The organism is Vibrio sp. 10N.247.311.49 (genome assembly GCF_041467655.1).
Taxonomy (GTDB): Bacteria; Pseudomonadota; Gammaproteobacteria; order Enterobacterales; family Vibrionaceae; genus Vibrio; species Vibrio crassostreae_C.
The window spans coordinates 1-24854 of record NZ_JBFSVA010000021.1; the positions used below are offsets into that span (position 1 = coordinate 1).

The 24854-nt window shown below is 45.7% G+C and carries 21 protein-coding genes and 1 riboswitch; of the genes, 9 read left to right on the forward strand and 12 right to left on the reverse strand.

What is annotated here, in order from left to right; genetic code table 11:
- Nucleotides 1-70: 70 nt before the first annotated feature.
- From hemG to AB6E54_RS17650, 3 genes are read right to left on the reverse strand one after another with little or no spacing between them, the layout of a single operon-like run.
- The gene (gene hemG / locus AB6E54_RS17640) at nt 71-598 is read right to left on the reverse strand and encodes a menaquinone-dependent protoporphyrinogen IX dehydrogenase (protein WP_102331978.1); all 528 of its coding nucleotides are present in this window, start codon (nt 596-598) and stop codon (nt 71-73) included.
- A gap of 10 nt (nt 599-608) precedes the next feature.
- On the reverse strand, nt 609-2066 hold the full coding sequence (locus AB6E54_RS17645) for a TrkH family potassium uptake protein (protein ID WP_008223210.1): 1458 nt from the start codon (nt 2064-2066) through the stop codon (nt 609-611).
- A 34-nt stretch (nt 2067-2100) separates the two neighbouring features.
- A complete protein-coding gene (locus tag AB6E54_RS17650; protein ID WP_017058823.1) occupies nt 2101-2724 on the reverse strand; it encodes a YigZ family protein in 624 nt (207 codons plus the stop codon).
- A 227-nt stretch (nt 2725-2951) separates the two neighbouring features.
- Here AB6E54_RS17650 and fadB point away from each other — a divergent pair, with 227 nt between their 5' ends.
- From fadB to AB6E54_RS17665, 3 genes are all read left to right on the forward strand, one after another.
- The gene (fadB, locus tag AB6E54_RS17655) at nt 2952-5123 is read left to right on the forward strand and encodes a fatty acid oxidation complex subunit alpha FadB (RefSeq protein WP_017058822.1); all 2172 of its coding nucleotides are present in this window, start codon (nt 2952-2954) and stop codon (nt 5121-5123) included.
- Nucleotides 5124-5149: 26 nt separating this feature from the next.
- Nucleotides 5150-6313, forward strand: a complete 1164-nt coding sequence (gene fadA, locus AB6E54_RS17660) for an acetyl-CoA C-acyltransferase FadA (RefSeq protein WP_017058821.1) — start codon at nt 5150-5152, stop codon at nt 6311-6313.
- Nucleotides 6314-6555: 242 nt separating this feature from the next.
- Nucleotides 6556-7536 (forward strand): MDR family oxidoreductase, encoded by a 981-nt coding sequence (locus AB6E54_RS17665; protein WP_017058820.1) that lies wholly within the window; start codon nt 6556-6558, stop codon nt 7534-7536.
- Nucleotides 7537-7671: 135 nt separating this feature from the next.
- On the opposite strand, the gene AB6E54_RS17670 is transcribed toward AB6E54_RS17665, so the two are convergent.
- Together AB6E54_RS17670 and AB6E54_RS17675 are read right to left on the reverse strand one after the other, a co-directional pair.
- A complete protein-coding gene (locus AB6E54_RS17670) occupies nt 7672-8613 on the reverse strand; it encodes a LysR family transcriptional regulator (protein WP_017058819.1) in 942 nt (313 codons plus the stop codon).
- A 156-nt stretch (nt 8614-8769) separates the two neighbouring features.
- Nucleotides 8770-8955: a hypothetical protein gene (locus AB6E54_RS17675; protein ID WP_004736674.1), complete on the reverse strand. Its 186-nt coding sequence runs from the start codon at nt 8953-8955 to the stop codon at nt 8770-8772.
- 149 nt (nt 8956-9104) lie between these two features.
- Between AB6E54_RS17675 and tusA the strand changes: the two genes are divergently transcribed.
- On the forward strand, nt 9105-9356 hold the full coding sequence (tusA, locus tag AB6E54_RS17680; RefSeq protein ID WP_004736675.1) for a sulfurtransferase TusA: 252 nt from the start codon (nt 9105-9107) through the stop codon (nt 9354-9356).
- 83 nt (nt 9357-9439) lie between these two features.
- Here tusA and AB6E54_RS17685 read toward each other — a convergent pair whose 3' ends face one another.
- Nucleotides 9440-9694, reverse strand: coding sequence for a hypothetical protein (locus AB6E54_RS17685; RefSeq protein ID WP_017058818.1), 255 nt, complete (start codon nt 9692-9694; stop codon nt 9440-9442).
- 151 nt (nt 9695-9845) lie between these two features.
- Nucleotides 9846-10400, reverse strand: a complete 555-nt coding sequence (locus tag AB6E54_RS17690) for a TMEM165/GDT1 family protein (RefSeq protein WP_017055491.1) — start codon at nt 10398-10400, stop codon at nt 9846-9848.
- Between the two features lie 34 nt (nt 10401-10434).
- Nucleotides 10435-10610: riboswitch (yybP-ykoY riboswitch) on the reverse strand.
- A 210-nt stretch (nt 10611-10820) separates the two neighbouring features.
- On the opposite strand from AB6E54_RS17690, the gene glyQ reads away from it, so the two are divergent.
- The 4 genes from glyQ to AB6E54_RS17710 all read left to right on the forward strand — a co-directional run bounded on the left by glyQ (nt 10821) and on the right by AB6E54_RS17710 (nt 17602).
- Nucleotides 10821-11738, forward strand: a complete 918-nt coding sequence (gene glyQ, locus AB6E54_RS17695; protein ID WP_017058815.1) for a glycine--tRNA ligase subunit alpha — start codon at nt 10821-10823, stop codon at nt 11736-11738.
- A 2-nt stretch (nt 11739-11740) separates the two neighbouring features.
- Nucleotides 11741-13807, forward strand: a complete 2067-nt coding sequence (gene glyS / locus AB6E54_RS17700) for a glycine--tRNA ligase subunit beta (RefSeq protein WP_017058814.1) — start codon at nt 11741-11743, stop codon at nt 13805-13807.
- 202 nt (nt 13808-14009) lie between these two features.
- Nucleotides 14010-16097 (forward strand): alpha-amylase, encoded by a 2088-nt coding sequence (locus AB6E54_RS17705; RefSeq protein WP_229648147.1) that lies wholly within the window; start codon nt 14010-14012, stop codon nt 16095-16097.
- A 254-nt stretch (nt 16098-16351) separates the two neighbouring features.
- The gene (locus tag AB6E54_RS17710) at nt 16352-17602 is read left to right on the forward strand and encodes a valine--pyruvate transaminase (RefSeq protein ID WP_017058812.1); all 1251 of its coding nucleotides are present in this window, start codon (nt 16352-16354) and stop codon (nt 17600-17602) included.
- A 106-nt stretch (nt 17603-17708) separates the two neighbouring features.
- Here AB6E54_RS17710 and AB6E54_RS17715 read toward each other — a convergent pair whose 3' ends face one another.
- Nucleotides 17709-18143 (reverse strand): Hsp20 family protein, encoded by a 435-nt coding sequence (locus AB6E54_RS17715; protein ID WP_009848140.1) that lies wholly within the window; start codon nt 18141-18143, stop codon nt 17709-17711.
- A 142-nt stretch (nt 18144-18285) separates the two neighbouring features.
- Here AB6E54_RS17715 and AB6E54_RS17720 point away from each other — a divergent pair, with 142 nt between their 5' ends.
- A complete protein-coding gene (locus AB6E54_RS17720) occupies nt 18286-18408 on the forward strand; it encodes a hypothetical protein (protein ID WP_267869012.1) in 123 nt (40 codons plus the stop codon).
- A gap of 239 nt (nt 18409-18647) precedes the next feature.
- Here AB6E54_RS17720 and gyrB read toward each other — a convergent pair whose 3' ends face one another.
- The 4 genes from gyrB to dnaA form a co-directional block, all read right to left on the reverse strand.
- Nucleotides 18648-21065 carry a DNA topoisomerase (ATP-hydrolyzing) subunit B gene (gene gyrB / locus AB6E54_RS17725; RefSeq protein WP_017058811.1) on the reverse strand — a complete coding sequence of 806 codons (2418 nt, stop codon included), beginning with the start codon at nt 21063-21065 and terminating at the stop codon, nt 18648-18650.
- 17 nt (nt 21066-21082) lie between these two features.
- The gene (gene recF / locus AB6E54_RS17730) at nt 21083-22162 is read right to left on the reverse strand and encodes a DNA replication/repair protein RecF (RefSeq protein WP_371725269.1); all 1080 of its coding nucleotides are present in this window, start codon (nt 22160-22162) and stop codon (nt 21083-21085) included.
- A 53-nt stretch (nt 22163-22215) separates the two neighbouring features.
- On the reverse strand, nt 22216-23316 hold the full coding sequence (gene dnaN, locus AB6E54_RS17735; protein WP_017058809.1) for a DNA polymerase III subunit beta: 1101 nt from the start codon (nt 23314-23316) through the stop codon (nt 22216-22218).
- 81 nt (nt 23317-23397) lie between these two features.
- Nucleotides 23398-24819 (reverse strand): chromosomal replication initiator protein DnaA, encoded by a 1422-nt coding sequence (gene dnaA, locus AB6E54_RS17740; RefSeq protein WP_017058808.1) that lies wholly within the window; start codon nt 24817-24819, stop codon nt 23398-23400.
- Between the last annotated feature and the right edge of the window lie 35 nt (nt 24820-24854).

The following is a 24854-nucleotide window of genomic DNA, read 5'->3' on the forward strand; positions in this document are numbered from 1 at the left end:
TAAGTTTTTTTCGTTTTTTTATTCGTTCGATTAAAAAGAACTCAAAACGCCTCAAAAGTAGGCTTTTATCTTACATATTCTTCAGTTTTTCAGTGAACAAAGAGACTTTTTCCCAGTTTGTGTACTCAACTTCCTTCGTTGTATCCGTTTCACCACCTGTCATATTCATAATAAAGCGGATCATGGTTCTATCGAACCAGTTATAACGTGGGTAATAGAGGGCACCTGCAAATACACCGATTAAAGTCGGCTGCCATGGAGACTTGGTAAGGAACTTCTTAATATACGCACTGCCTTCTGGTGTATCTTTGCCTTGGTCTTCTTTACGCGCCGTTAAGTTAACACAGAAGAACGCAACCTTGTTTGATTGCAACTGAGTAAGGTTGGCATCAATAAATTGATATAGCTTCTTATTAAGGTGGCCATAACGAATCGATGCGCCAATCAACACTCTGTCGTACTGAGCAAAGTCCACCTTGCCAATAGTGTGCAGATCTTGAAGCTCACATTCGAACTCACTCATTTCTTCTTTTATATAGTTCAAGATTTTCTTGGTCTGCCCTTCACGGCTTGAATACAAAAATAGAACTTTTGCCACAATGTTGTCCTTAGCTACGCCAAAACGTAGGGGTCAATAAGATTAATAAGGTGAAGATTTCTAATCGGCCAAACAGCATAGATACGATAAGTACCCATTTTGCTTTGTCGTTCACATCGCCAAAGTGCACCGCGACTTCACCAAGGCCCGGGCCAAGGTTATTTAATGTCGCCGCTACCGCAGAGAAAGCACTCAACTCGTCCATACCAGTTGCAATAAGAGCCAGCATACAAACCACAAACACTAATGCGTATGCAGAGAAGAAGCCCCAGACCGCATCTACAACACGTTGTGGTAGTGCAGAACCGCCAACCTTGATGGTATAGACAGCCCGTGGGTGAACAAGACGCTTCATTTCACGAGCACCTTGCAGAGTAAGTAGTAAGATTCGAATCACTTTCATACCACCACCCGTAGAACCTGCACATCCCCCTATAAAAGAAGAGAACAAAAGCAGTACGGGTAAGAACAATGGCCACTCTGAGAAACCCGTCGTTGTAAAACCCGCGGTCGTAGAGATAGACACGGTTTGGAACAAGGCTTGGTCGAAAGCATCGTAGTACGAATCATAAGAGTGATGATTGAGCAGTAATAAGAAACAAACCAAGAACAGTACTGCCTGAATAAAGATAAAGGCGCGGAACTCAGGATCTTTCCAATAATACTTAGGATGCACACCACCTGAAGCAAATGCAGCAAAGTGAAGCGAATAGTTACATGCGGATATAAGAAGGAACACAACTGTAATCATGTTGATCGCAGGGCTATTGAAATACCCCATGCTCGCATCGTGAGTCGAGAAGCCACCAATCGCAATAGTAGAGAAGCTATGACTGATGGCATCAAAGAAGCTCATCCCAGCAAGCCAAAACGCCACTGCACAAGCAATGGTTAAGCTCAGGTAGATGTACCAAAGCGCTTTTGCCGTTTCAGCAATACGCGGAGTCATCTTGCTATCTTTTACTGGACCCGGGATTTCAGCACGATATAACTGCATACCACCGATACCCAGAACAGGGAGGATAGCTACCGCTAATACGATGATACCCATACCACCAAACCATTGTAGGAACTGACGATAAAAAAGAATCGCCTTAGGCAGATCATCGAGGCCGACAATTACGGTCGCACCTGTCGTAGTTAATGCAGAGAAGGATTCGAAGAAAGCATCGGTTACCGACACATTGGGGTTATCGGCGATCAAAAACGGCAGCGCACCCGCACTACCGATTACCGTCCAAAACAGAACAACAATCAAAAAGCCATCACGCGCTTTCAATTCATGCTTATAACGTCGGTTTGGAAACCAGCAAGTTGCTCCACAGAATAAGAGAACGAAGAAGGTCGTCACAAATGGCACACCCGCACCATCTCGATAGATCAGTGCGACGAGCGCAGGAGCAAGCATTGATACACTAAAAAGTGCTAATAATAATCCGACGATTCGAATAATTGAGCGAAATTGCATGAGCTATTGAACGAAGCGAAATGCTTCACACTTCCTAGTTGTCTTTGACTTTCGTTACCAGTGCCTTAGCACCGCTTTTATTGATCATGGTTTGGGTAAACGAATCTACCTGAAGGAGCTCTATTTCAATAATAAGCTCAACTTGAACACCATAATCCGCTTGGACCTCAACAGCCTGATGCTGAGCCATGATGGATTGTGCGATCGGCACAAAGCCATAGTCTAACTCTAGCCGTAATTTTGTGGTTATTTTTTTCTCGATAGTTTGAAGCAGCTTGAGAGCTTGTTGTACGCCACCGCCGTAAGCCTTAACCAAACCGCCGGTTCCAAGCTTAATTCCGCCAGAGTAGCGCGTCACAACAGCCGTTAATTCACCGACACCAGAGCCCGATAGTTGCGCCAAGATAGGCTTACCCGCTGTACCCGAGGGTTCACCATCATCACTGAAACCCCAAAGCATTGAGTCTTCAGGTCGACCAGCAACAAAACCCCAACAGTTATGTCGTGCTGAAGAATGCTCTTTTTTCACCTGTTCTACGAACTGTTTTGCAGCTTCAACACTTGGAGTATGAGCAAGATGCGTAATAAAGACGCTCTTTTTTATCTCTTCTTCAAACAGAGCCGACGCAGAAGGTATTAAATAAGGCTGTTCATTCATATCGTTAACTTAGTTAATAAGAGCGACGAAGTGTATCACGCGTGAATAATAAGGGTTAGAGGATCTGTGCCATCGCACAATGTTAAACAATTGTTTAAAAAATGTATTGAAATTAATCAAGCAGAGGTACAGACTAAGATAACTGGTCTTACCAGGTATTCTACAATAATAGAAAGATAACAAGATTCTCTCAAACAATCGTGGATTGTATGTCATGGAGATAGACAATGATTTACCAAGCTAACACCCTACAGGTAAAGGAATTACAAGATGGTATTGCGGAATTAAGCTTCTGTGCACCAGCCTCTGTAAACAAACTCGACCTTGCTACTTTAGAATCACTAGATAAAGCGTTAGATGCTCTTAATGCTCACGCAGGATTACGTGGTTTAATCTTAACTTCAAACAAAGACGCGTTCATTGTAGGCGCAGACATCACTGAATTTCTTGGCCTATTTGCTAAGCCAGAAGCAGAACTTGATGAATGGTTAAGATTCGCTAATTCAATCTTCAGCAAGCTCGAAGACCTTCCTGTCCCAACTCTTTCAATGATGCGTGGCCATGCCCTTGGCGGCGGCTGTGAATGTGTACTCGCTACCGATTTCCGTATCGGTGACAAGACCACCAGCATTGGCCTACCTGAAACCAAACTTGGCATCATGCCTGGTTTTGGTGGTTGTGTGCGCCTACCTCGTGTTATCGGTGCTGACAGCGCAATGGAAATTATCACGCAAGGCAAAGCATGCCGTGCAGATGAAGCGCTTAAAGTTGGCTTGTTAGATGCGATTGTTGAAACAGACCAGTTACTAGAATCGGCAATCAATACCGTTTCTCTGGCTGCTAATGAAAAATTAGACTGGCAGCTACGCCGTAAACAAAAGACATCAGCGCTTTCACTAAGCAAACTCGAAGCGATGATGAGCTTTACCATGGCGAAGGGCTTAGTTGCTCAAAAAGCAGGGCCTCACTACCCAGCTCCGATTACTTCTGTGATTGCGATTGAAGAAGCAGCACGCAGCAATCGCGATGCAGCACTCGACATCGAACGTAAGCACTTCGTTAAGCTAGCGAAATCGGAAGAAGCAAAAGCATTAGTTGGCTTATTCCTGAATGACCAGTACATCAAAGGCTTAGCGAAACAAGCGGGTAAGTCAGCAAACAAAGCAACTGAGCGTGCAGCCGTACTTGGTGCAGGTATCATGGGCGGCGGTATTGCTTACCAATCAGCTCTAAAAGGCGTGCCAGTGATGATGAAAGACATCGCACAAGCATCGCTTGATCTAGGTATGAACGAAGCATCTAAGCTGTTGAATAAACGCTTATCACGCGGTCGCTTAGATGGATTCAAGATGGCTGGTATTCTGTCTTCTATTACTCCAAGCCTGCATTACGCGGGTGTAGAACAGTCGGATGTGATTGTTGAAGCAGTAGTAGAAAACCCGAAAGTAAAAGCAGCAGTACTGAGCGAAGTGGAAGGTTTGGTTGGTGAAGACACGGTTCTAACATCAAACACCTCTACAATTCCGATCAACCTGCTAGCGAAATCACTGAAGCGCCCAGAAAACTTCTGTGGCATGCACTTCTTTAACCCTGTGCATCGCATGCCTTTGGTTGAGATCATCCGTGGTGAACAAACTTCAGAAGAGACCATCAATCGCGTGGTTGCTTACGCAGCGAAGATGGGTAAATCCCCAATCGTTGTTAACGACTGCCCAGGCTTCTTCGTTAACCGTGTACTTTTCCCTTACTTTGGCGGTTTCAGCATGTTGCTACGCGACGGTGCTGATTTCACTAAGATCGATAAAGTGATGGAGCGCAAGTTCGGTTGGCCAATGGGCCCGGCTTACTTACTAGACGTTGTAGGCCTAGACACTGCACACCACGCACAAGCTGTGATGGCGCAAGGTTTCCCAGAGCGTATGGGCAAAGAAGGTCGTGATGCGATTGATGCACTTTACGTTGCTGAAAAATACGGTCAGAAAAACGGTAGCGGTTTCTACACATACAGCGTAGACAAGCGTGGTCGTCCGAAGAAGACCTTCTCTGAAGACATTCTTCCTATCTTGGCTGACGTATGTCAAGCACCACAAGATTTTGATGACCAAACAATTATCCAGCGCGTGATGATTCCAATGATCAACGAAGTGGTGCTTTGTCTAGAAGAAGGCATTATCGCGACACCGCAAGAAGCGGATATGGCACTGGTTTACGGTTTAGGCTTCCCTCCATTTAGAGGCGGCGTATTCCGCTACTTAGACAGTGTGGGCATTGGTAACTTCGTTGAAATGGCGAAAGGCTACCAAGACTTAGGTGCAATGTACCAAGTTCCTCAGCTATTGCTTGATATGGCAGCGAAGGGCGAAAGCTTTTACGACAGCCAACAAGCCAGTTCTCTGTAACCCACATTTGGAAAAGGAATAGCAAAATGAAAAATGTAGTTGTTGTTGATTGCCTTCGCACCCCAATGGGACGTTCCAAAGGTGGAGCTTTCCGTCACACTCGTGCTGAAGATCTGTCTGCACATTTGATGAAAGGCATTTTAGAGCGCAACCCAGAAGTAAACCCTGTCGAAATTGAAGATATTTACTGGGGTTGTGTACAACAAACACTAGAGCAAGGCTTCAACGTTGCACGTAACGCTGCCTTGCTTGCTGGTCTACCGATTGAGATTGGTGCTGTAACAGTCAACCGTTTATGTGGTTCATCTATGCAAGCTTTGCATGATGCAACTCGCTCTATCATGGTTGGTGATGCTGAAATCTGCCTGATTGGTGGTGTGGAGCACATGGGCCACGTACCAATGAACCATGGTGTTGATTTTCACCCAGGCATGTCAAAACACGTAGCAAAAGCGGCCGGCATGATGGGGCTAACCGCTGAGATGTTAGGCAAAATGCACGGTATTAGCCGTGAAGACCAAGATGCATTCGCAGCACGCTCACATGCTCGCGCTCAAGCAGCTACGGTTGAAGGTCGTTTCAAAAATGAAATCCTGCCAACCGAAGCTCACGCTGCAGACGGTTCTCTGTTCACTCTGGATTACGACGAAGTCATTCGCCCAGAGACAACAGTTGAAGGCTTATCCCAGCTGCGTCCGGTATTTGACCCAGCAAACGGCACAGTAACAGCAGGTACTTCATCAGCTCTGTCTGATGGTGCTTCTGCAATGCTTATCATGAGCGAAGAGAAAGCTAACGCACTTGGCCTTAAGATTCGCGCTCGCGTGAAGTCTATGGCTATCGCTGGCTGCGATCCTTCAATCATGGGTTACGGCCCAGTACCAGCAACCCAAAAAGCACTTAAACGTGCAGGACTAACCATTGAAGACATGGGTGTGATTGAGTTAAACGAAGCGTTTGCTGCTCAATCTCTACCTTGTGCTAAAGACTTAGGTCTACTGGATGTTGTTGACGAGAAAGTAAACCTTAACGGCGGTGCGATTGCTCTGGGTCACCCACTAGGCTGTTCTGGTTCTCGTATCTCGACGACGCTAATCAACCTGATGGAAGCACAAGACGTGAAATACGGCTTGGCGACTATGTGTATTGGTTTAGGCCAAGGTATTGCAACGGTATTTGAACGCCCATAGCGTTTACTGACTGTAATATTTGAAGGGTAATCTTTTGTGCAGCTATATTTATATAGCTGCACTTTTTATTGCTTGGCATCCAACAATGCATCGATTGCGTTCAGCGAACTCAACGAGAGAAAAACCAACCCTGACATCTATGCACAAAACGCATATATTCAATGTTGATGTTTCATTATTTTTTCTCGGATGATTCAACTAAAGTTACTTCAGTTTCCTAATATTCCTCCACGGAGCAGATCATGTTTAAAGCACTTGTACTAAACCAAGAAGACAAAAAAACTATCGCGTCAGTTTCTCAAATTGAAGAATCTCAATTACCAGAAGGTAACGTGAAGATTGATGTTAGCTACTCTTCTTTGAACTACAAAGATGGTTTGGCGATTACAGGTAAAGGGCGCATTGTTCGTAACTTCCCTATGGTTCCTGGTATCGACCTTTCAGGTGTGGTTTCACAATCTGATGACCCACGCTACAAAGCAGGCGACGAAGTTGTTTTAACGGGTTGGGGTGTTGGTGAAGGTCACTGGGGCGGCATGGCTGAAAAAGCGAGCCTAAACGGTGATTGGTTAGTGCCAATGCCTAAAGGTCTAGACGCTAAGAAAGTCATGGCGATCGGTACAGCAGGCTTCACGGCAATGCTTTGTGTGCAAGCTATTGTCGATGCTGGCATCAAGCCTGAAGACGGTGAAATCCTAGTTACCGGCGCAAGTGGCGGTGTAGGTAGCGTATCTATCACTCTACTAAACCAACTGGGCTACAAAGTGGCAGCAGTGACTGGCCGTGCTTCTGTAAACGGTGAACTACTTAAATCACTAGGCGCGACACGTATTGTAGAGCGTGCTGAACTAGAAGAACCAGCTAAGCCACTAGAAAAACAACTGTGGGCTGGCGCTATCGATACGGTAGGCAGCAAAGTGCTTGCGAAAGTATTGGCGCAAATTGATTACAACGGTGCGGTTGCGATGTGTGGTCTAGCTGGCGGTTTTGACTTACCAACCACGGTAATGCCATTCATTCTGCGTAACGTTCGCCTACAAGGTGTTGATTCTGTAATGTGCCCTCGTGAAAAACGTATTAAAGCGTGGGAACAACTGGCTGAGCTACTACCAGAATCTTTCTACGCTCAAGCAACCAAAGAAGTGTCTTTAGACGGTGCAATTCAAGCAGCAGAAGACATCACTAACGGTCAAATCACTGGTCGCGTAGTCATTAAACTATAGGCTCTCAAACATAAAGTTATCAAACCTTAAGCAACAGCTTTAGGCTTGGATAACCCAAAACAACAAAGGGCTGATTTTTATCAGCCCTTTTGCGTTTTTGTCATTCGGGTCAAGTGAACTCAGACTCAGATCCGGTTAACCCAAACCGACATCCGCAATCCGTTTTTGAATCAACTCACCACACTCTTCTTTTACCACTCTTCTTAACCATTGTTGTGAAGCAGAAGAATCGCAACGCGAGTGCCAGATCAGTGAGTAATCAAACGGCATAAATTCAAATGGTAATGGCTTAACAACCAAGTCATAACGCTCTGCTACCAAATAAGCCAAATCAGCAGGCACAGTAATCACCAACGGCATTCTATCGACAATCGCCAATGCCGCTTCAAGGTGATAAGCACGCAGTACCATTTTTCTGGGTTGTTGATTAGCTAAAGCGTTGTCCAATAAAGCCTTAACACCATCACTGATCGCAATCATCGCATGTGGGAGTGAAACATAGTCTGCAAGGCTTAAAGGTTGATCGGCTAATGGATGGTTTTTAGATAACAGACACGACACACCAACCGGCCCCAAGACTTCTTGATGAAGTGGTGCAATGCTGCCACTCGGACGACAGATCGCCATATCAACGCGTTCGGTGCTGAGCTGTTTAAACAAATGCTCATGCTGCAACGGAGCAAACTCCAAAGAGATATTGGGTGCTTGTTCATAAATCTTAGGCAACGCATAAGGCAAGATGGTTTGCATCGCATAATCGGTGGTAGCGATCAGAAAACGTTCGCTGCAATAGTAAGGGTCAAAGTCACTCGGACTCAGCAATTGGCGAAAAGACTCCAAAGGCTGATCAATACGCTGACTGATCTCGAGTGCTTTCTTGGTAGGAATAAGGTGCTGACCTTGACGTGTAAACAACGGATCGTTTAGTAATTCTCTTAAACGCCCTAATACTCGACTGGTTGCGGATTGGCTTAAGTTAAGACGAAGCGCGGCCTGGCTTACGCTGCCCTCTTCAATCAATACCTTTAAAGCGACCAATAAATTAAGGTCTCTACGATAGATGTCTTCTAATTCCACGCCACTTACCTAGCTGTATACGATTGCCATTAGTCACTAAGTTGTTTATAGCATGCTTTAGATAAAAAAAATCCCGCAATTACGCGGGGAAGCCCAAGAAAATTGGGGGATAGTGTCGGAATGTTGTCGTATCGGAATTCGCTTGCTGTATTCGGGTTAGTGCTCTTGCTCTTCGGCTATACCTTGCCAACGGCGCATCTCTACCCAAATACCAATAATCGTTGCTACTATGCCAAAAATAGGCATCAGTGAGGTCTCTGTCGATGAGCGTAGTACTAACGCACAAAAAGAAATAAAACAGAGAACCGAATAAATTGTTAATCTATCTAATCCTGTCAACATCGCCACTCCTTAGCTAGTTGCCTTTGCTTCAAGTTGTTATCAACTTGTTAACTAAGTTATAGGAAATGATTCTGTTTGCCAAGCACTTATTGCATATTTTTTCTGCAGACGTATTATTCACTCGTTAGATAGATATAGAGATACAAACCATGACATTCAAACCTGAACTGGCAACCCATACTTTAGAAGCTGAAGGCCTGCGTTGCCCGGAACCAGTAATGATGGTCAGGAAGACAATTAGAAACATGCAGGATGGCGATGTGTTACTGGTAAAAGCTGACGATCCTTCGACAACTCGAGATATTCCGAGCTTTTGTCGATTCATGGATCACCAGTTGGTAGGCCAAGCAACAGAAACGTTGCCTTACCAGTATTTGATCAGAAAGGGATTGGAGGCGTAACGCCCCACCGACTATCAAGTATCAAAAAAGCCGCTCGTACCTTATGTTCTTAAACAGAACTCAGAGTACGAGCGGCTTTTTGTTTATTCGCTTCTAGATTTGTTTTGCAGATGCTCCAGCTGATGCTGAATTTCTCGGATATCTTTGCGCATCGGAATAATATGCGCGACCCGAATCCAAGCCTCTACCGCAAGTGCAGTCATGATGATGGCACCCGCGACCATTGGCAGCCACATGTCCGTCAACACCATGCCTAACAGTGTAAGTGCAAGACCAAAAGTAAATAGATAACTTTGGCTTTGTGGAGTAATACCCATATAACGCGTCAACATAATCATGCCCTCGTGTTCTTAACTCACAAGATTAAAATATCATGACAAGTATGACAGTTATATGTCCATTCGCTCGATAAACCCCACAATACTGTAAGAGTATGACCTACAACACATTACTCTACTGATTGAGTATAATAAGACTCAATACCACCTGTTAATAGAAAGCAGCAGCGATAGCTAAACCCACGAATAGCAAGGCTGTGATCTTACGAATCAGATCAAGCGGCATCTTATCCGCAGAGAGCTTACCGATGATCACCACAGGCACATTCGCCAGCAGCATACCGATCGTAGTACCCAGAATCACCCACGTTAATGCATCAGAATATTGAGCCCCTAGAATAGAGGTCGCAATTTGGGTTTTATCACCGATCTCAGCAATGAAGAAGGCGATGAAACTGGCGACAAACGGGCCTCGGTTTGATATCTGCTCATCGTCATCCAACTTATCCGGAATCAGAATCCAGCCCGCCATAGCGATGAAACTAACCACCAGCACCCACTTTAATACTTCAGGTGAAAGATAGTCGGCGACCACAACCCCGAGCCATGCAGCAAGGGCATGATTGGCAATGGTGGCAAAGAAGATAGCCGCAATGATAGGTATCGGTTTTCGATATCGACTGGCTAATAAAAGGGATAGCAACTGGGTCTTATCACCGATCTCGGCTAAGGCGACAGTTGTAATTGAAATTGCTAAAACGCTCACGACATGCTCATTTGGGATGGAGATTATTATATTTAACCAAAGACAAACCTCGCGCCCCATCCCGGTTCACGATGCTTGTCTAAGGTCTTGCTAAGCGCCACCAAGGTGGTGGTTGCCTCGAACGCCATGATGATTTTGCATCAATTATGTTGACGAACGAACTCATTCAATAGGATATGAATAAGTAAGCTACTCCCCAAAGACCGCGAGATTTTAATCACCCACGCTTTCAAACACAAGTGTCAAACTTATCAAAATATCCACTTGTGCCGAAAAACAAACATTAAAGGCAAAAAAATCCACTAAACGACATTTTAGACCACTAATTAAACAAGATTACCCCTACTCGCTTTACGAATATCTCGGTATACTCAGAGGTTATTTTTCTCATTCATTTAAAAGAATCGCGCGAACCTGACTATGCAAAAATACGATATCAAAACCTTCCAGGGAATGATCCTCGCGCTGCAGGATTACTGGGCTCAAAACGGTTGTACCATTGTTCAACCTCTAGATATGGAAGTAGGTGCAGGCACCTCTCACCCAATGACATGTCTACGAGCACTTGGCCCAGAGCCAATGTCTACAGCTTACGTTCAACCTTCTCGTCGTCCGACCGATGGCCGTTACGGTGAAAACCCTAACCGTCTGCAGCACTACTACCAATTCCAAGTAGCGCTAAAACCATCGCCAGACAATATCCAAGAGTTGTACCTAGGCTCCCTAGAGGTTCTTGGTGTTGACCCACTTGTTCACGACATTCGCTTCGTTGAAGATAACTGGGAAAACCCAACACTAGGCGCATGGGGCCTTGGTTGGGAAGTATGGCTAAACGGCATGGAAGTAACTCAGTTTACTTACTTCCAACAGGTTGGCGGCCTTGAGTGTAAGCCAGTAACTGGCGAGATCACTTACGGTATCGAGCGTCTAGCAATGTACATCCAGGAAGTAGATTCTGTTTACGACCTAGTATGGAACGTAGCACCAGACGGTTCTAACGTGACTTACGGTGACATCTTCCACCAAAACGAAGTTGAGCAATCGACGTACAACTTCGAGCACGCAGACGTAGATTTCCTATTCACTTTCTTCGACCAGTGCGAGAAAGAGTGTAAAGAGCTACTTGAGCTTGAGAAGCCACTGCCGCTTCCAGCTTACGAGCGCATTCTAAAAGCAGGTCACGCATTCAACATCCTTGATGCGCGCAAAGCTATCTCTGTAACAGAGCGTCAACGTTACATCCTTCGTATCCGCAACCTGACTAAATCAGTTGCTGAAGCGTACTACGCGTCACGTGAAGCGCTTGGCTTCCCAATGTGTAAGAAGGAAGGTAAATAATCATGGCGAAGAATTTTCTAATTGAACTGGGTACGGAAGAGCTTCCACCAACAGCACTTCGTTCTCTAGCAGAAGCGTTTGCTTCTAACTTTGAAGCAGGTCTTAAAACGGCTGAGCTTTCTCACGAAGGCATCAAGTGGTACGCAGCACCTCGTCGTCTAGCACTTAAAGTAACTGCACTGGCTGAAGGCCAAGCAGACAAAGTGGTTGAGAAACGTGGCCCTGCTGTTTCTGTGGCATTCGATGCTGAAGGCAACGCGACCAAAGCGGCACAAGGTTGGGCTCGTGGTAACGGTATTACTGTTGAGCAAGCTGACCGTCTGAAAACAGACAAAGGCGAGTGGCTTCTTTTCAAACAAGAAGTAGCTGGCAAACCAGTTCAAGAATTGGTGATGGACATTGCTGCGAAAGCACTGGCTGGCCTACCAATTCCTAAAGCAATGCGCTGGGGTAACTCAGACATTCAATTTATCCGTCCAGTAAAAACACTGACAGTACTACTAGGTGATGAGCTTGTTGAAGGCGAAATCCTAGGCGTAGCATCTGCTCGTACTATCCGTGGCCACCGTTTCATGGGCGAACAAGAGTTCACAATCGACTCTGCTGACCAATACCCTGCGATCCTAGAAGAGCGCGGTAAAGTAATGGCAGATTACGAAGCGCGTAAAGCGATCATCCTTGCTGATTCGCAAAAAGCGGCAGCTGCAGTTGGCGGTACAGCTGACCTAGAAGATGACCTTGTTGAAGAAGTAACGTCTCTGGTTGAATGGCCAGTAGTACTGACAGCGAAGTTTGAAGAAGAATTCCTAAAAGTCCCTTCTGAAGCTTTGGTTTACACCATGAAGGGTGACCAAAAGTACTTCCCTGTTTACGATGACAACAAGAAGCTACTACCGAACTTCATCTTCGTATCGAACATCGAGTCTAAAGAGCCTCGTCACGTTATCGAAGGTAACGAGAAAGTGGTACGCCCACGTCTTGCTGATGCTGAATTCTTCTTCAACACAGACCGTAAGCGCCCGCTTATCGACCGTCTTGCTGAACTAGACCAGGCTATCTTCCAGAAGCAATTGGGTACTATCAAAGACAAAACAGACCGCATCACAGAGCTTGCAGGCTACATTGCTGAGCAAATCGATGCTGACGTTGAAAAGTCTAAGCGTGCTGGCCTACTGGCTAAGTGTGACCTAATGACCTCTATGGTATTCGAATTTACGGATACTCAAGGTGTGATGGGCATGCACTACGCGACTCACGACGGTGAAGACGAGCAAGTTGCACTGGCACTTTACGAGCAATACATGCCTCGTTTCGCGGGTGACGATCTACCAAGCACTGGTATCTCTTCAGCAGTAGCAATGGCAGACAAGCTAGACACTATCGTAGGTATCTTCGGTATTGGCCAAGCACCAAAAGGTTCTGACCCATTTGCACTTCGTCGTGCGTCTCTAGGTGTGCTACGTATCATCGTTGAAAACGGCTACAACCTAGACCTAACCGATCTGATCGGCAAAGCGAAAGAGCTACTAGGCGACAAGCTGACTAACAAAAACGTAGAAGCTGACGTTATCGACTTCATGCTAGGTCGTTTCCGCGCATGGTACCAAGATGCTGGTTTCAGCGTTGATATCATCCAAGCGGTACTAGCACGTCGTCCAACTAAGCCTGCTGACTTTGACCAACGTGTTAAAGCGGTTTCTCACTTCCGTGAACTGGAAGCAGCAGAAGCACTAGCAGCAGCGAACAAGCGTGTAGGTAATATCCTTGCGAAATTCGATGGCGAGCTACCAGCTGAAATCGACCTAACGCTTCTTCAAGAAGACGCAGAGAAAGCACTGGCTGAAAACGTTGAAGTAATGACGGAAGCACTAGAACCAGCATTCGCAACAGGTAACTACCAAGAAGCCCTAAGCAAGCTTGCTGATCTACGTGAACCAGTTGATGCATTCTTCGATAACGTAATGGTGATGGCTGATGACGAAGCGCTTAAGAAGAACCGTCTAACGCTACTGAACAACCTACGTAACCTGTTCCTACAGATTGCTGACATCTCTCTACTGCAAAAATAAGCACAAGTGAGACAATTACTCTAAGTCATACTCTGAGTAATTAACGGTAAACACCCAAAGGGAAGCGAAAGCTTCCCTTTTTGTTTTTGTGAACCAAGCATTTGTTTGTAGAGGTCTTATTGATTAACTGAATGAAACAGCACTCAGACTGTAGAGGGCATTGTTTGCTATAACTGACCTGTTTATTCAGGGGAAGGGAACAATGAAAAAAACAGTACTCGCGCTTTCAATACTCGCACTCAGCGCATGCAGCCAAACCAGTGACAACAACCTATTACTGACAATTGATAACGACACTGTCGTATTCGAATCATCCGGTAAAGGCACCGTGATTGCAGAACAGGAACTCGCGAAAGGTAGCTATACCTTCTCTATCAGCGATACTCAAAATACCTGTGGCACCAACTATGCGCTGGCTGAAGAAAACCGCATCAAATTCAATAAACCCCTTCGCCTAGACGACTGCGCCGAGAAGTCTGAATTAGATATCAAGATCTTTCGCGCTAACACCTATCAGTTTATGCTCAACCCACAAACCAATGAACTGACCGTTCAGATAAAGCCGAAGCAACAACAAGTACAAAGCTTTGCTTGTCCGGTTCCTAGTGACGAACCAACCATCATCGACGTTGCTCAAACCTTTGATGATGGCACCGTGGTTAGAGACGCTCTTTCAGGCAAACAAGTCACAGTAACGAATGGCAGCGTCACCATGCAGCCAGCAGAAAATAGCCAAGGTGTTCTGCTGCTTGAGAAAGTAGAACCAGAAACCAAAGCTGACTTTAGTTGGGATAACGCCACGGTTTACTTCGTAATGACTGACCGTTTCCACAATGGTAATCCTGATAACGACAACAGTTACGGTCGCAGCCAAGATGGACAAGACGAAATCGGCACCTTCCACGGTGGTGACTTGGCAGGCTTAACCGAAAAACTCGATTACATAGAATCACTCGGTGCTAATGCTATCTGGATAACGTCTCCGTTAGAGCAAATCCACGGCTGGGTTGGCGGCGGTGATCGAGGTGACTTCAAACACTACGGCTACCACGGCTACTACCATCAAGATTGGACCAAGCTCGATGACAACATGGGCACCGAAGACGAGCTAAAAACCTTCATCGATACCGCGCATAGCAAAGGCATTCGTGTTGTTTGGGATGTGGTAATGAACCACACCGGCTATGCGACGCTTGCCGACATGCAAGAGTTTGATTTTGGTAAGCTCAACCTAACTGACGAAGAAGCCAAACAAACACTTGGCGAAAACTGGACAGATTGGCAACCTGCCAAAGGTCAGAACTGGCACTACTTCAACAACTACATCTCTTACAGCGACAAAGAAGCGTGGGAAAAGTGGTGGGGCAAAGCTTGGCTACGCAGCGATATCGGCGCCTATGACTCTCCGGGCTACAATAACCTCACCATGTCTTTGGCGCATCTGCCCGATTTCAAAACAGAGTCGACAGAGACAATCGGGCTGCCTAATTTCTATCGCAATAAGTCCACCAGCGCGACCGATGAACTCAAAACACCTCGTAACCATTTAATCACTTGGTTATCGGATTGGGTGCGCGAATATGGTGTCGATGGTTTCAGGGTCGATACCGCTAAACACGTTGAACTCGAAGCATGGGCAGAACTGAAAGAGAGCACCAACCAGGCACTTGCCGAGTGGAAACAGAACAACCCAGACAAGGCCTTGGATGACTTACCCTTCTGGATGACTGGCGAAGTATGGGCACACAGCGTGGTCAAATCAGATTACTTCGCTAACGGATTTGATTCGATCATCAACTTTGAATTCCAGAGTGATATCGCACCAAAGGCGCTCAAGTGCCTATCCGATCTTGATGCTGATTACCTTCGATACGCAGAGAAGGTCAACAACGACAGCGAGTTCAACGTACTGAGTTACCTTTCGTCTCACGACACCTCGCTATTCTGGACACAACATGGCAGTGACTTTGCAAAACAAACCAAAGCTGCAAACGCGTTGATGCTGGCTCCCGGTGCGGTACAGATCTATTACGGCGATGAAATCGCCCGAGACTTTGGCCCAACGGGTTCTGATCCAATGCAAGGCACACGCTCAGACATGCCTTGGGATCAAATCACTGGCGAACGTGCAGAGCTGCTAGAACACTGGCAAGCGCTTGGCCAATTCCGCCAACGCCACCCAGCCGTTGCTCAGGGTAAGCACATCATCCGTAACAGCAAGGGCTACTATGCGTTCGAACGCCAATACCAAGATGACAAGGTATTAGTCGTTTATACCGGTTCGAACTAAACCTTCATTAACATAAACACCAGAAACTAAAGGGGAAGCTTAGGCTTCTCCTTTTTTTATCGCTAAAGGTACGTTCAATAAGCAAGCTGTCACTCATTAACCAAACTTTATAGAAGTTTTTTACGTGTTAGAGCATTTGGCGCTATGCGTCGCAAAAACATTGCGGTATGTTCAAGGAATACACTGATGGCAGACATAAGGTCTGCCTTAATGACACGTAACAAGCAATCACAATGAATTAGGTAAAATTAGTAATGCAGTTCTCTAAGTTTGGCGAAAAGTTTAATCGATACTCTGGAATCACTCGTTTAATGGATGATTTGAATGATGGCCTGCGCACTCCTGGCGCTATCATGCTCGGTGGTGGCAACCCAGCCGCTATCCCTGCCATGCTCGATTACTTTAACCAAGCCAGTGCCGACATGCTCGCCAGTGGAGAACTCATCGCCGCCCTCGCCAACTACGATGGTCCGCAGGGTAAAGACAGCTTCATCAAATCGTTAGCAGCAATGCTGAAAGAGACCTACGGTTGGGACATCAGCGAGAAGAACATCAGCCTGACTAATGGCAGTCAAAGTGGCTTCTTCTACCTATTCAACCTGCTAGCAGGCCAACAGCCTGACGGCTCACATAAGAAAATCCTACTGCCGATCGCACCGGAATACATCGGCTACGGCGACGCGGGTATTGATGACGATATTTTTATCTCTTACCACCCAGAGATCGAACTGCTAGAAAACCGTCAGTTTAAATACCACGTTGATTTTGAACAACTAAAGGTTGATGACTCAGTCGCGGCTATCTGTGCATCTCGTCCAACCAACCCAACGGGTAACGTACTGACCGACGAAGAAGTGCGTAAACTGGATAAACTGGCGCGTGAAAACAACATCCCACTGCTGATCGACAATGCTTACGGCCTGCCGTTTCCTAACATCATCTTTGAAGATGTCGAACCGCTCTGGAATGAAAATACGATTCTGTGCATGAGCCTTTCTAAGCTTGGTTTGCCGGGTGTGCGTTGCGGTATCGTAATTGCGAGTGAAGAAGTAACACAAGCATTGACCAACATGAATGGCATCATTAGCTTAGCGCCAAACAGTGTTGGCCCTGCAATTGCCAATCACATGATTGAAAAAGGCGATTTACTGCGCTTAAGTAGCGAGGTAATCAAACCTTTCTATAAAGATAAGTCACTACGTGCAGTTGAACTGTTACAAGACGCTATCGACGACCCTCGCTTCCGTATTCACAAGCCTGAAGGCGCTATCTTCTTATGGCTATGGTTTGATGAGCTGCCGATCACCACAATGGAACTGTACGACCGCCTTAAAGCTCGCGGCGTATTGATTGTTCCGGGTGAATACTTCTTTATCGGCCAAGAAGACGAGTGGGATCATGCTCACCAGTGCTTACGCATGAACTACGTACAAGATGATGAGGCGATGCAGAAAGGCATTGCTATCATTGCTGAAGAAGTGAAAAAGGCTTACTCAGAGCAGTAATAAGAGCTTTTAGCTTACCGCAGGTCAAATACAAAAAGAGCACCTCATTAGGTGCTCTTTCACTTTTACTTCCCGATATTTTTTAGCTCTAAGGAGCTAACAGTAATTAGCCTTCTAGTAAACTATTACCATTGATAGCAATCTTACGTGGTTGCATCGCTTCTGGGATTTCGCGTTCGAGGTCGATGTGAAGAAGACCATTTTCCATGCTTGCACCTACCACTTTTACGTAGTCAGCCAGTTGGAATTTACGCTCGAAATCGCGCTCTGCGATACCTTGGTATACGAAGGTTTTCTCTGCTTCTGCTTTACGCTCACCTTTCACAATTAGCATGTTCTCTTTCTGAGTCAGATCTAATTGGTCATCAGCAAAACCAGCGACTGCCATAGTAATACGGTAGTTGTTCTCGTCTTTTTGCTCGATGTTGTATGGAGGGTAACCGCCAGAAGAGTTCTTCGATGTATTCGCTTCCATCATGTTGAATAGACGATCGAAGCCGATTGCGTTGCGGTAAAGTGGAGTGAAATCTACAGTTCTCATAATGCTATCCTTTTAGTAAGCAATAGTCTTAGCTGCGAATTTTACTTGGATCTAACCTGTGTGTGACCCAGTAAACAGCTAAGAGATTCAATTCGCATTCCTCGGGTTTCACCTCTATTGGCGACAACGCTGGGACATGGCAATGAATCAATTTTTAAGTTGTGTGCTGCCAAAGTTATCCTCTATTGAGCGATACTTCGTTAGCGGTAATGAAGGTTCTGTTTCTTCTCTTGTAGAGCAAGACAGTCATCCTCTTCACAAATAGATATATGGATTGAGCAAAATAGTTTCAAGGGGTTATTTTCAATTATTTTTGCAACTCAATATTTTTCAATATCTTACAAAGATAAAAAAGCACCATCCAAAGGATAGTGCTTTAAAATGATTTTAGTTTTTTGAGACGAAGCTATTTGGCTTTAGTTCAAGGAAGAGGCGCGGAGCATACGAATGTATGTGAGCACCTCTGACACAGAAATTAAGCCAAAGAGCGAAGTATCAAAGAGACTAAACGTCTAGGTTTGCTACTTTCAGTGCATTCTCTTCGATGAAGTTACGACGAGGTTCAACTTGGTCACCCATTAGCGTCGTAAACAACAAATCAGCACCAACAGCGTCTTCAATTGTTACTTGCATCATACGGCGAGTTTCAGGATCCATCGTGGTTTCCCAAAGTTGATCAGGGTTCATCTCACCTAGACCTTTGTATCGCTGTAGGCTTAGACCACGACGAGACTCTTTCACTAACCAGTTCAGAGCATCAACGAAGCTAGAAACTTCTTGAGTACGCTCACCACGCTTAATGTAAGCGCCTTCTTCAATCAAGCCATCAAGAGCTTCAGAAAGATCCGCTAGCTTACCAAACTCTTTAGAGTTAATAAGATCGATGCTTAGTAGGTGTTCATGAGTCACACCATGAGTACGAACCACAATCTTAGGAACGCTTAAGCCTAGCTCTTCGTGTTTTTCAACTTCAAGGCTGTATTGGCTTGCACCTACTTCTTTCGCGTTTAGCTGTTCAACAAGCTGCTTACCCCAAGCTTCAACTGCCGCGTCATCATGACACTGCTCGGCCGTTAGACGAGGAACGTAAATCAGTTCGTGAACCAATGCGCGTGGGTAACGGCGGCTCATACGATCAACAAGCTTGATGCCTGCATTGTATTGCTGAACAAGCTTCTCTAAACCTTCACCTGCAAATGCTGGCGCTTCAGGGTTTACGTGCAGTTCTGCGTTGTCTAAAGCCAAAGATACTTGATACTGGTTCATCGCATCTTCATCTTTAATGTACTGCTCTTGCTTACCTTTCTTCACTTTGTAAAGTGGCGGTTGAGCAATGTAGATGTAGCCACGTTCAATCAGCTCTGGCATTTGACGGTAGAAGAACGTCAGTAGCAGGGTACGGATGTGAGAACCATCGACATCGGCATCGGTCATGATGATGATGTTGTGGTAACGCAGTTTATCTGGGTTGTATTCGTCACGACCAATACCACAACCAAGAGCGGTGATTAGCGTTGCTACTTCTTGAGAAGACAGCATTTTATCGAAACGTGCTTTCTCTACGTTAAGGATTTTACCTTTCAGCGGTAGGATTGCTTGGTTCTTACGGTTACGCCCCTGCTTAGCTGAACCGCCAGCAGAGTCTCCTTCCACAATATATAGTTCAGACAGTGCAGGATCTTTTTCCTGACAGTCAGCAAGCTTACCAGGAAGACCCGCTAAATCTAATGCGCCTTTACGACGAGTCATTTCACGAGCTTTACGCGCTGCATCACGAGCACGTGCTGCATCAATGATTTTAGAACAAACTGTTTTCGCTTCACCTGGGTTCTCAATAAGGAACTCAGACAACTTCTCACCCATTGTAGATTCAACGGCAGACTTCACTTCTGAAGAAACCAGCTTATCTTTAGTTTGGCTTGAGAACTTAGGATCAGGCACTTTAACAGAAACAATCGCCGTCAGACCTTCACGAGCATCATCACCAGAGGTCGCAGTCTTCGCTTTCTTAGAGAAGCCTTCCTTGTCCATGAAGCTGTTCAGAGTACGCGTTAGCGCCGCACGGAAACCTGCTAAGTGAGCACCACCATCGCGTTGAGGGATGTTGTTGGTGAAACAGTAGATGTTTTCTTGGTAGCCGTCATTCCACTGCATCGCAACTTCAACGGTAATACCGTCTTCGCGCTCAGAGTTAAAGTGGAAGATTTTTTGGATGATTGGCGTTTTGTTAGTATTAAGGTGTTCAACAAACGCTTGGATACCGCCTTCGTATTCGAAGTGATCCATTTTGTCTTCTTCGCGCTCGTCAATTAGCTTAATTGATACACCTGAGTTCAAGAATGATAGCTCACGTAGACGCTTAGCTAAAATGTCGTAATGGAACTCGATGTTAGTGAAGGTTTCTTCACTCGGCCAGAAACGAATCTCTGTACCTGTTTTATCCGTGTCACCGATAACCGCTAGTGGCGCTTGAGGCTCACCGTGGCTGTAGGTTTGAGTGTGGATTTTGCCACCGCGGTGGATAGTAAGAGTAACTTGCTTAGAAAGTGCGTTAACTACTGAAACACCAACACCGTGCAGACCACCAGATACCTTGTACGAGTTATCATCGAACTTACCACCAGCGTGAAGAACCGTCATGATTACTTCGGCTGCAGATACGTTTTCTTCTGGGTGCAATTCTGTTGGAATACCACGGCCGTCATCGCTCACAGACACAGAACTATCTTCATGGATAGTTACAATGATGTCATTACAGTGACCAGCTAGCGCTTCATCAATAGAGTTATCTACCACCTCAAAAACCATGTGGTGCAGACCGGTACCATCATCCGTGTCGCCAATGTACATTCCAGGACGCTTACGTACCGCATCCAGACCCTTCAGTACTTTAATACTCGATGAATCGTAATTATCTGACATAGTTACTCTCTGACTAATTATCCTTGCTCTATTTTGCCATGTTCCACATGAAACATCCTGCTATTTTCGTCATGCATATCTGCAATCTGATCAGCGGTAATAGAGCTTACAAAAACTTGAGCCTGGGTCGCCTTTAAACACTCAGCAAGACGTGCTCGGCGTTGGCTATCTAATTCGGAAGCGAAGTCATCTATCAAATAGATGCACTGCTTACCTGTCATTTGAGTGAGGTGTTGCCCTTGTGCTACTCGTAGCGCGCACACCATCAACTTCAATTGACCTCGTGACAAGACATCTTCCACTGGAGTGCCGTTCACTTTTATCTTCAGATCCGCTTTGTTTGGCCCACCAAAGGTGTAACCAAGCTGCTGATCCCTTTCAAAATTCTTTTCTAATATATCGGCGTACGGGGTGTCTTTGTCCCAGCCACGATAGTAGTTAATCTTTATCTCAAACTCAGGAAGGAAGGTCGCACAGATTTCTTCGGCGACTTCTTTGAGCTGATCAACGTAGGTGGCACGCCACTGACTGATGCTTTCTGCTAAACGGGCCAATTCTTGGTCCCAATAGCTCAGCTCTCGATAGTGGGTTGCCGTTTTCAATAAGGCGTTTCGCTGCTTATTGAGGCGCTTTACCCTGCCCCACGCATCATAAAAGCCCGACTCACTGTGGAAGACTCCCCAATCAATGAATGCTCGGCGATGCTTAGGTCCATCGGTTAGTAAATCAAACCCTTCAGGGTGAATCAACTGCAAAGGTAAGACTTGAGCTAACTGAGCCAACTTTTGCCCAGTTTGACCGCTTATTTTAACCTCTGTCGTGCCATCGCGCTGCTTATTAATGCCAATTGGCAGCTCAAATTGATCCGAGGTCATAAAACGGCCATGTACAAACAGCTCACTACACTCGTTTTGTATGATACGACCGGTAAGTGAACTCTTGAATGAGCGACCATGTCCGAGCAGATACACCGCTTCAAGGACACTGGTTTTGCCGCTTCCGTTAGCCCCTATAAGAAAGTTAAAGCCTGATGACGGTTGAATGTCACAGGCTTCAATATTTCTAAACTGCTTAACGATTAAGCGCGATAAAGGCATAACGTCTTCATATTAATCTTCAATCACGACTCGGTAGGTCAACATAGGGCTGCTTATAAGCGAATTGGCATAACAACGTACATCGCGCTGTCATCTTGTGCGTTCTCGATAAGAGCACTCGCATTGGCGTCTGACATTGAGATGCGAACCTGTTCACAACGCAGTGTGTTCAGAACATCCAATACGTAGCTTACGTTGAAGCCAATCTCTAGCGCGTCACCGTCGAAGTTAACATCGAGTACTTCTTCTGCTTCTTCTTGCTCTGGGTTGTTCGCGGTAATGCGCATCTCGCTATCCGCAAGGTTAACGCGAACACCACGGAATTTTTCATTCGATAGAATCGCAGCACGAGAAAATGCTGAACGTAATTCATCACAGCCAGCTTCAAGTGTCTTGGTGGTATTTTGCGGCATTACGCGGCGATAATCAGGGAAACGACCATCAACCAGCTTAGAAGTGAAGACATAGTTGTTCACTTCAGCTCGCACGTTAGAGTTACCAATTTGCAGTGTTACTGGCTGTTCAGGTGCATCCAATAGCTTCACTAACTCTTGAACACCTTTACGAGGAACAATGATCTGCTTCTGAGCAAAATCCGCACCCAGTTGTGCTTGAGATACTGCCATACGGTGACCATCGGTCGCTACGCTGCGCAGGATAGAGCCTTCAATCTCAAACAACATACCGTTGAGGTAGTAACGAACATCTTGGTTCGCCATTGAGAATTGTGTTTTCTCGATAAGACCGCGAAGTTCAGCTTGTGTCACTGACACTTCAACTTCACTGCTCCAGTCTTCAATATTTGGAAAATCTGCCGCAGGTAATGTTGCTAAAGAGAAGCGGCTACGACCAGAGCGAACCTGAATACGGTCACCATCCAATACCACCGTGATCACTGAGTTATCTGGCAATCCACGGCAGATATCTAGGAATTTACGTGAAGGTACGGTAATGCTACCCGCTTCGAAATCACCTTCAAGCGTTACACGGCTGATCAGTTCAACTTCTAGATCCGTCGCTGTCATCGACAACACGTTATCTTCTACTTTAATCAGTAGGTTTCCTAGAATTGGAAGCGTTGGCCTGCCACCGAGTGCGCCAGATACTTGTTGTAATGGCTTAATCAGGTGACTACGTTCAATGGTAAATTTCATATCTTGCTCTTACGGTCTAAATGGCACTGCGTAATAGTACGTGGCCAAGATTCTGCTTATTAAGGTTAAGAATACTGTGTATTAAGAAGAAAGGGTACGAATCAAGTTCGAATAATCTTCTTTAATGTCGTGGCTCTCTTCACGCAGCTGAGCAATCTTACGACAAGCATGCAGTACCGTCGTGTGGTCACGACCACCGAATGCATCGCCAATCTCAGGCAAGCTATGGTTTGTTAGCTCTTTCGCCAGTGCCATCGCCAATTGACGTGGACGAGCAACAGAACGAGAACGACGCTTAGACAATAGATCAGCGACTTTGATTTTGTAGTACTCGGCTACTGTCTTTTGAATGTTATCAATAGTGACCAGTTTTTCTTGCAGTGCAAGTAGGTCACGCAGTGCTTCACGCACGAAGTCGATCGTGATCGGGCGGCCAGTGAAGTTTGCATTCGCAATAACACGGTTCAATGCGCCTTCCAGTTCACGAACGTTAGAGCGTAGACGCTTGGCAATAAAGAACGCCACTTCATCCGCAAGGTGAATTTGGTGGTCTTCGGCTTTCTTCATCAAGATCGCAACACGTGTCTCAAGCTCTGGTGGCTCAATCGCTACCGTCAAACCCCAGCCGAAACGAGATTTAAGACGATCTTCTACCCCGTTGATCTCTTTTGGATAACGGTCAGACGTTAGGATGATCTGTTGATTGCCTTCAAGCAGCGCGTTAAAGGTATGGAAGAACTCTTCTTGAGAACGCTCTTTATTAGCAAAGAATTGGATGTCATCGATAAGCAATGCATCAACACTACGGTAGTAGCGCTTAAATTCTTCGATCGCGTTGTTTTGCAGAGCCTTTACCATATCCTGAACAAAACGCTCTGAGTGCATGTAAACCACTTTCGCATTCGGCTTATTATCAACAATGGCGTTACCCACCGCATGCAACAAGTGCGTTTTACCTAAACCAGTGCCGCCGTATAGGAACAACGGGTTGTAGGCTGTACCTGGGTTATCAGAAACCTGACGTGCCGCAGCCAAACCGAGTTGGTTCGACTTACCTTCAACAAAGTTATTGAACTTATGTTTTGGGTTCACGTTTGAGCGGTGATTCAAGTCAACCGCGACAGGCTCTTCATCACGCCAGATATTATGGACAGGTTTGCGAGCTTGTAATTGCGCAGGTGCTGATGACTCAGCGGCCACATCAGCTGCAGTGCGAGTCTGAGTTGGTGTCGGTGTCGCAGGCTTTGGTGCAATCACACGCTTGCTTCCCACTTCAAAATGAAGATGTGGGATATCGTTACCGCAATATTCTTGCAGCAGACGGTTAATGCTATTTAGATACTTATCACGAACCCAATCGAGTACGAAACGGTTCGGTGCAAATAGAGTTAGAGTATTGTCATTGAGTTCCGCTTGTAACGGACGAACCCACATACTGAATTCTGTAGCTGGTAACTCTTCTTGAAGCTGTTGCAAACACTGCAACCAAAGCGAAGATGACACGGTGCCCTCACTCTATTTAAAGTAATATGAAATGA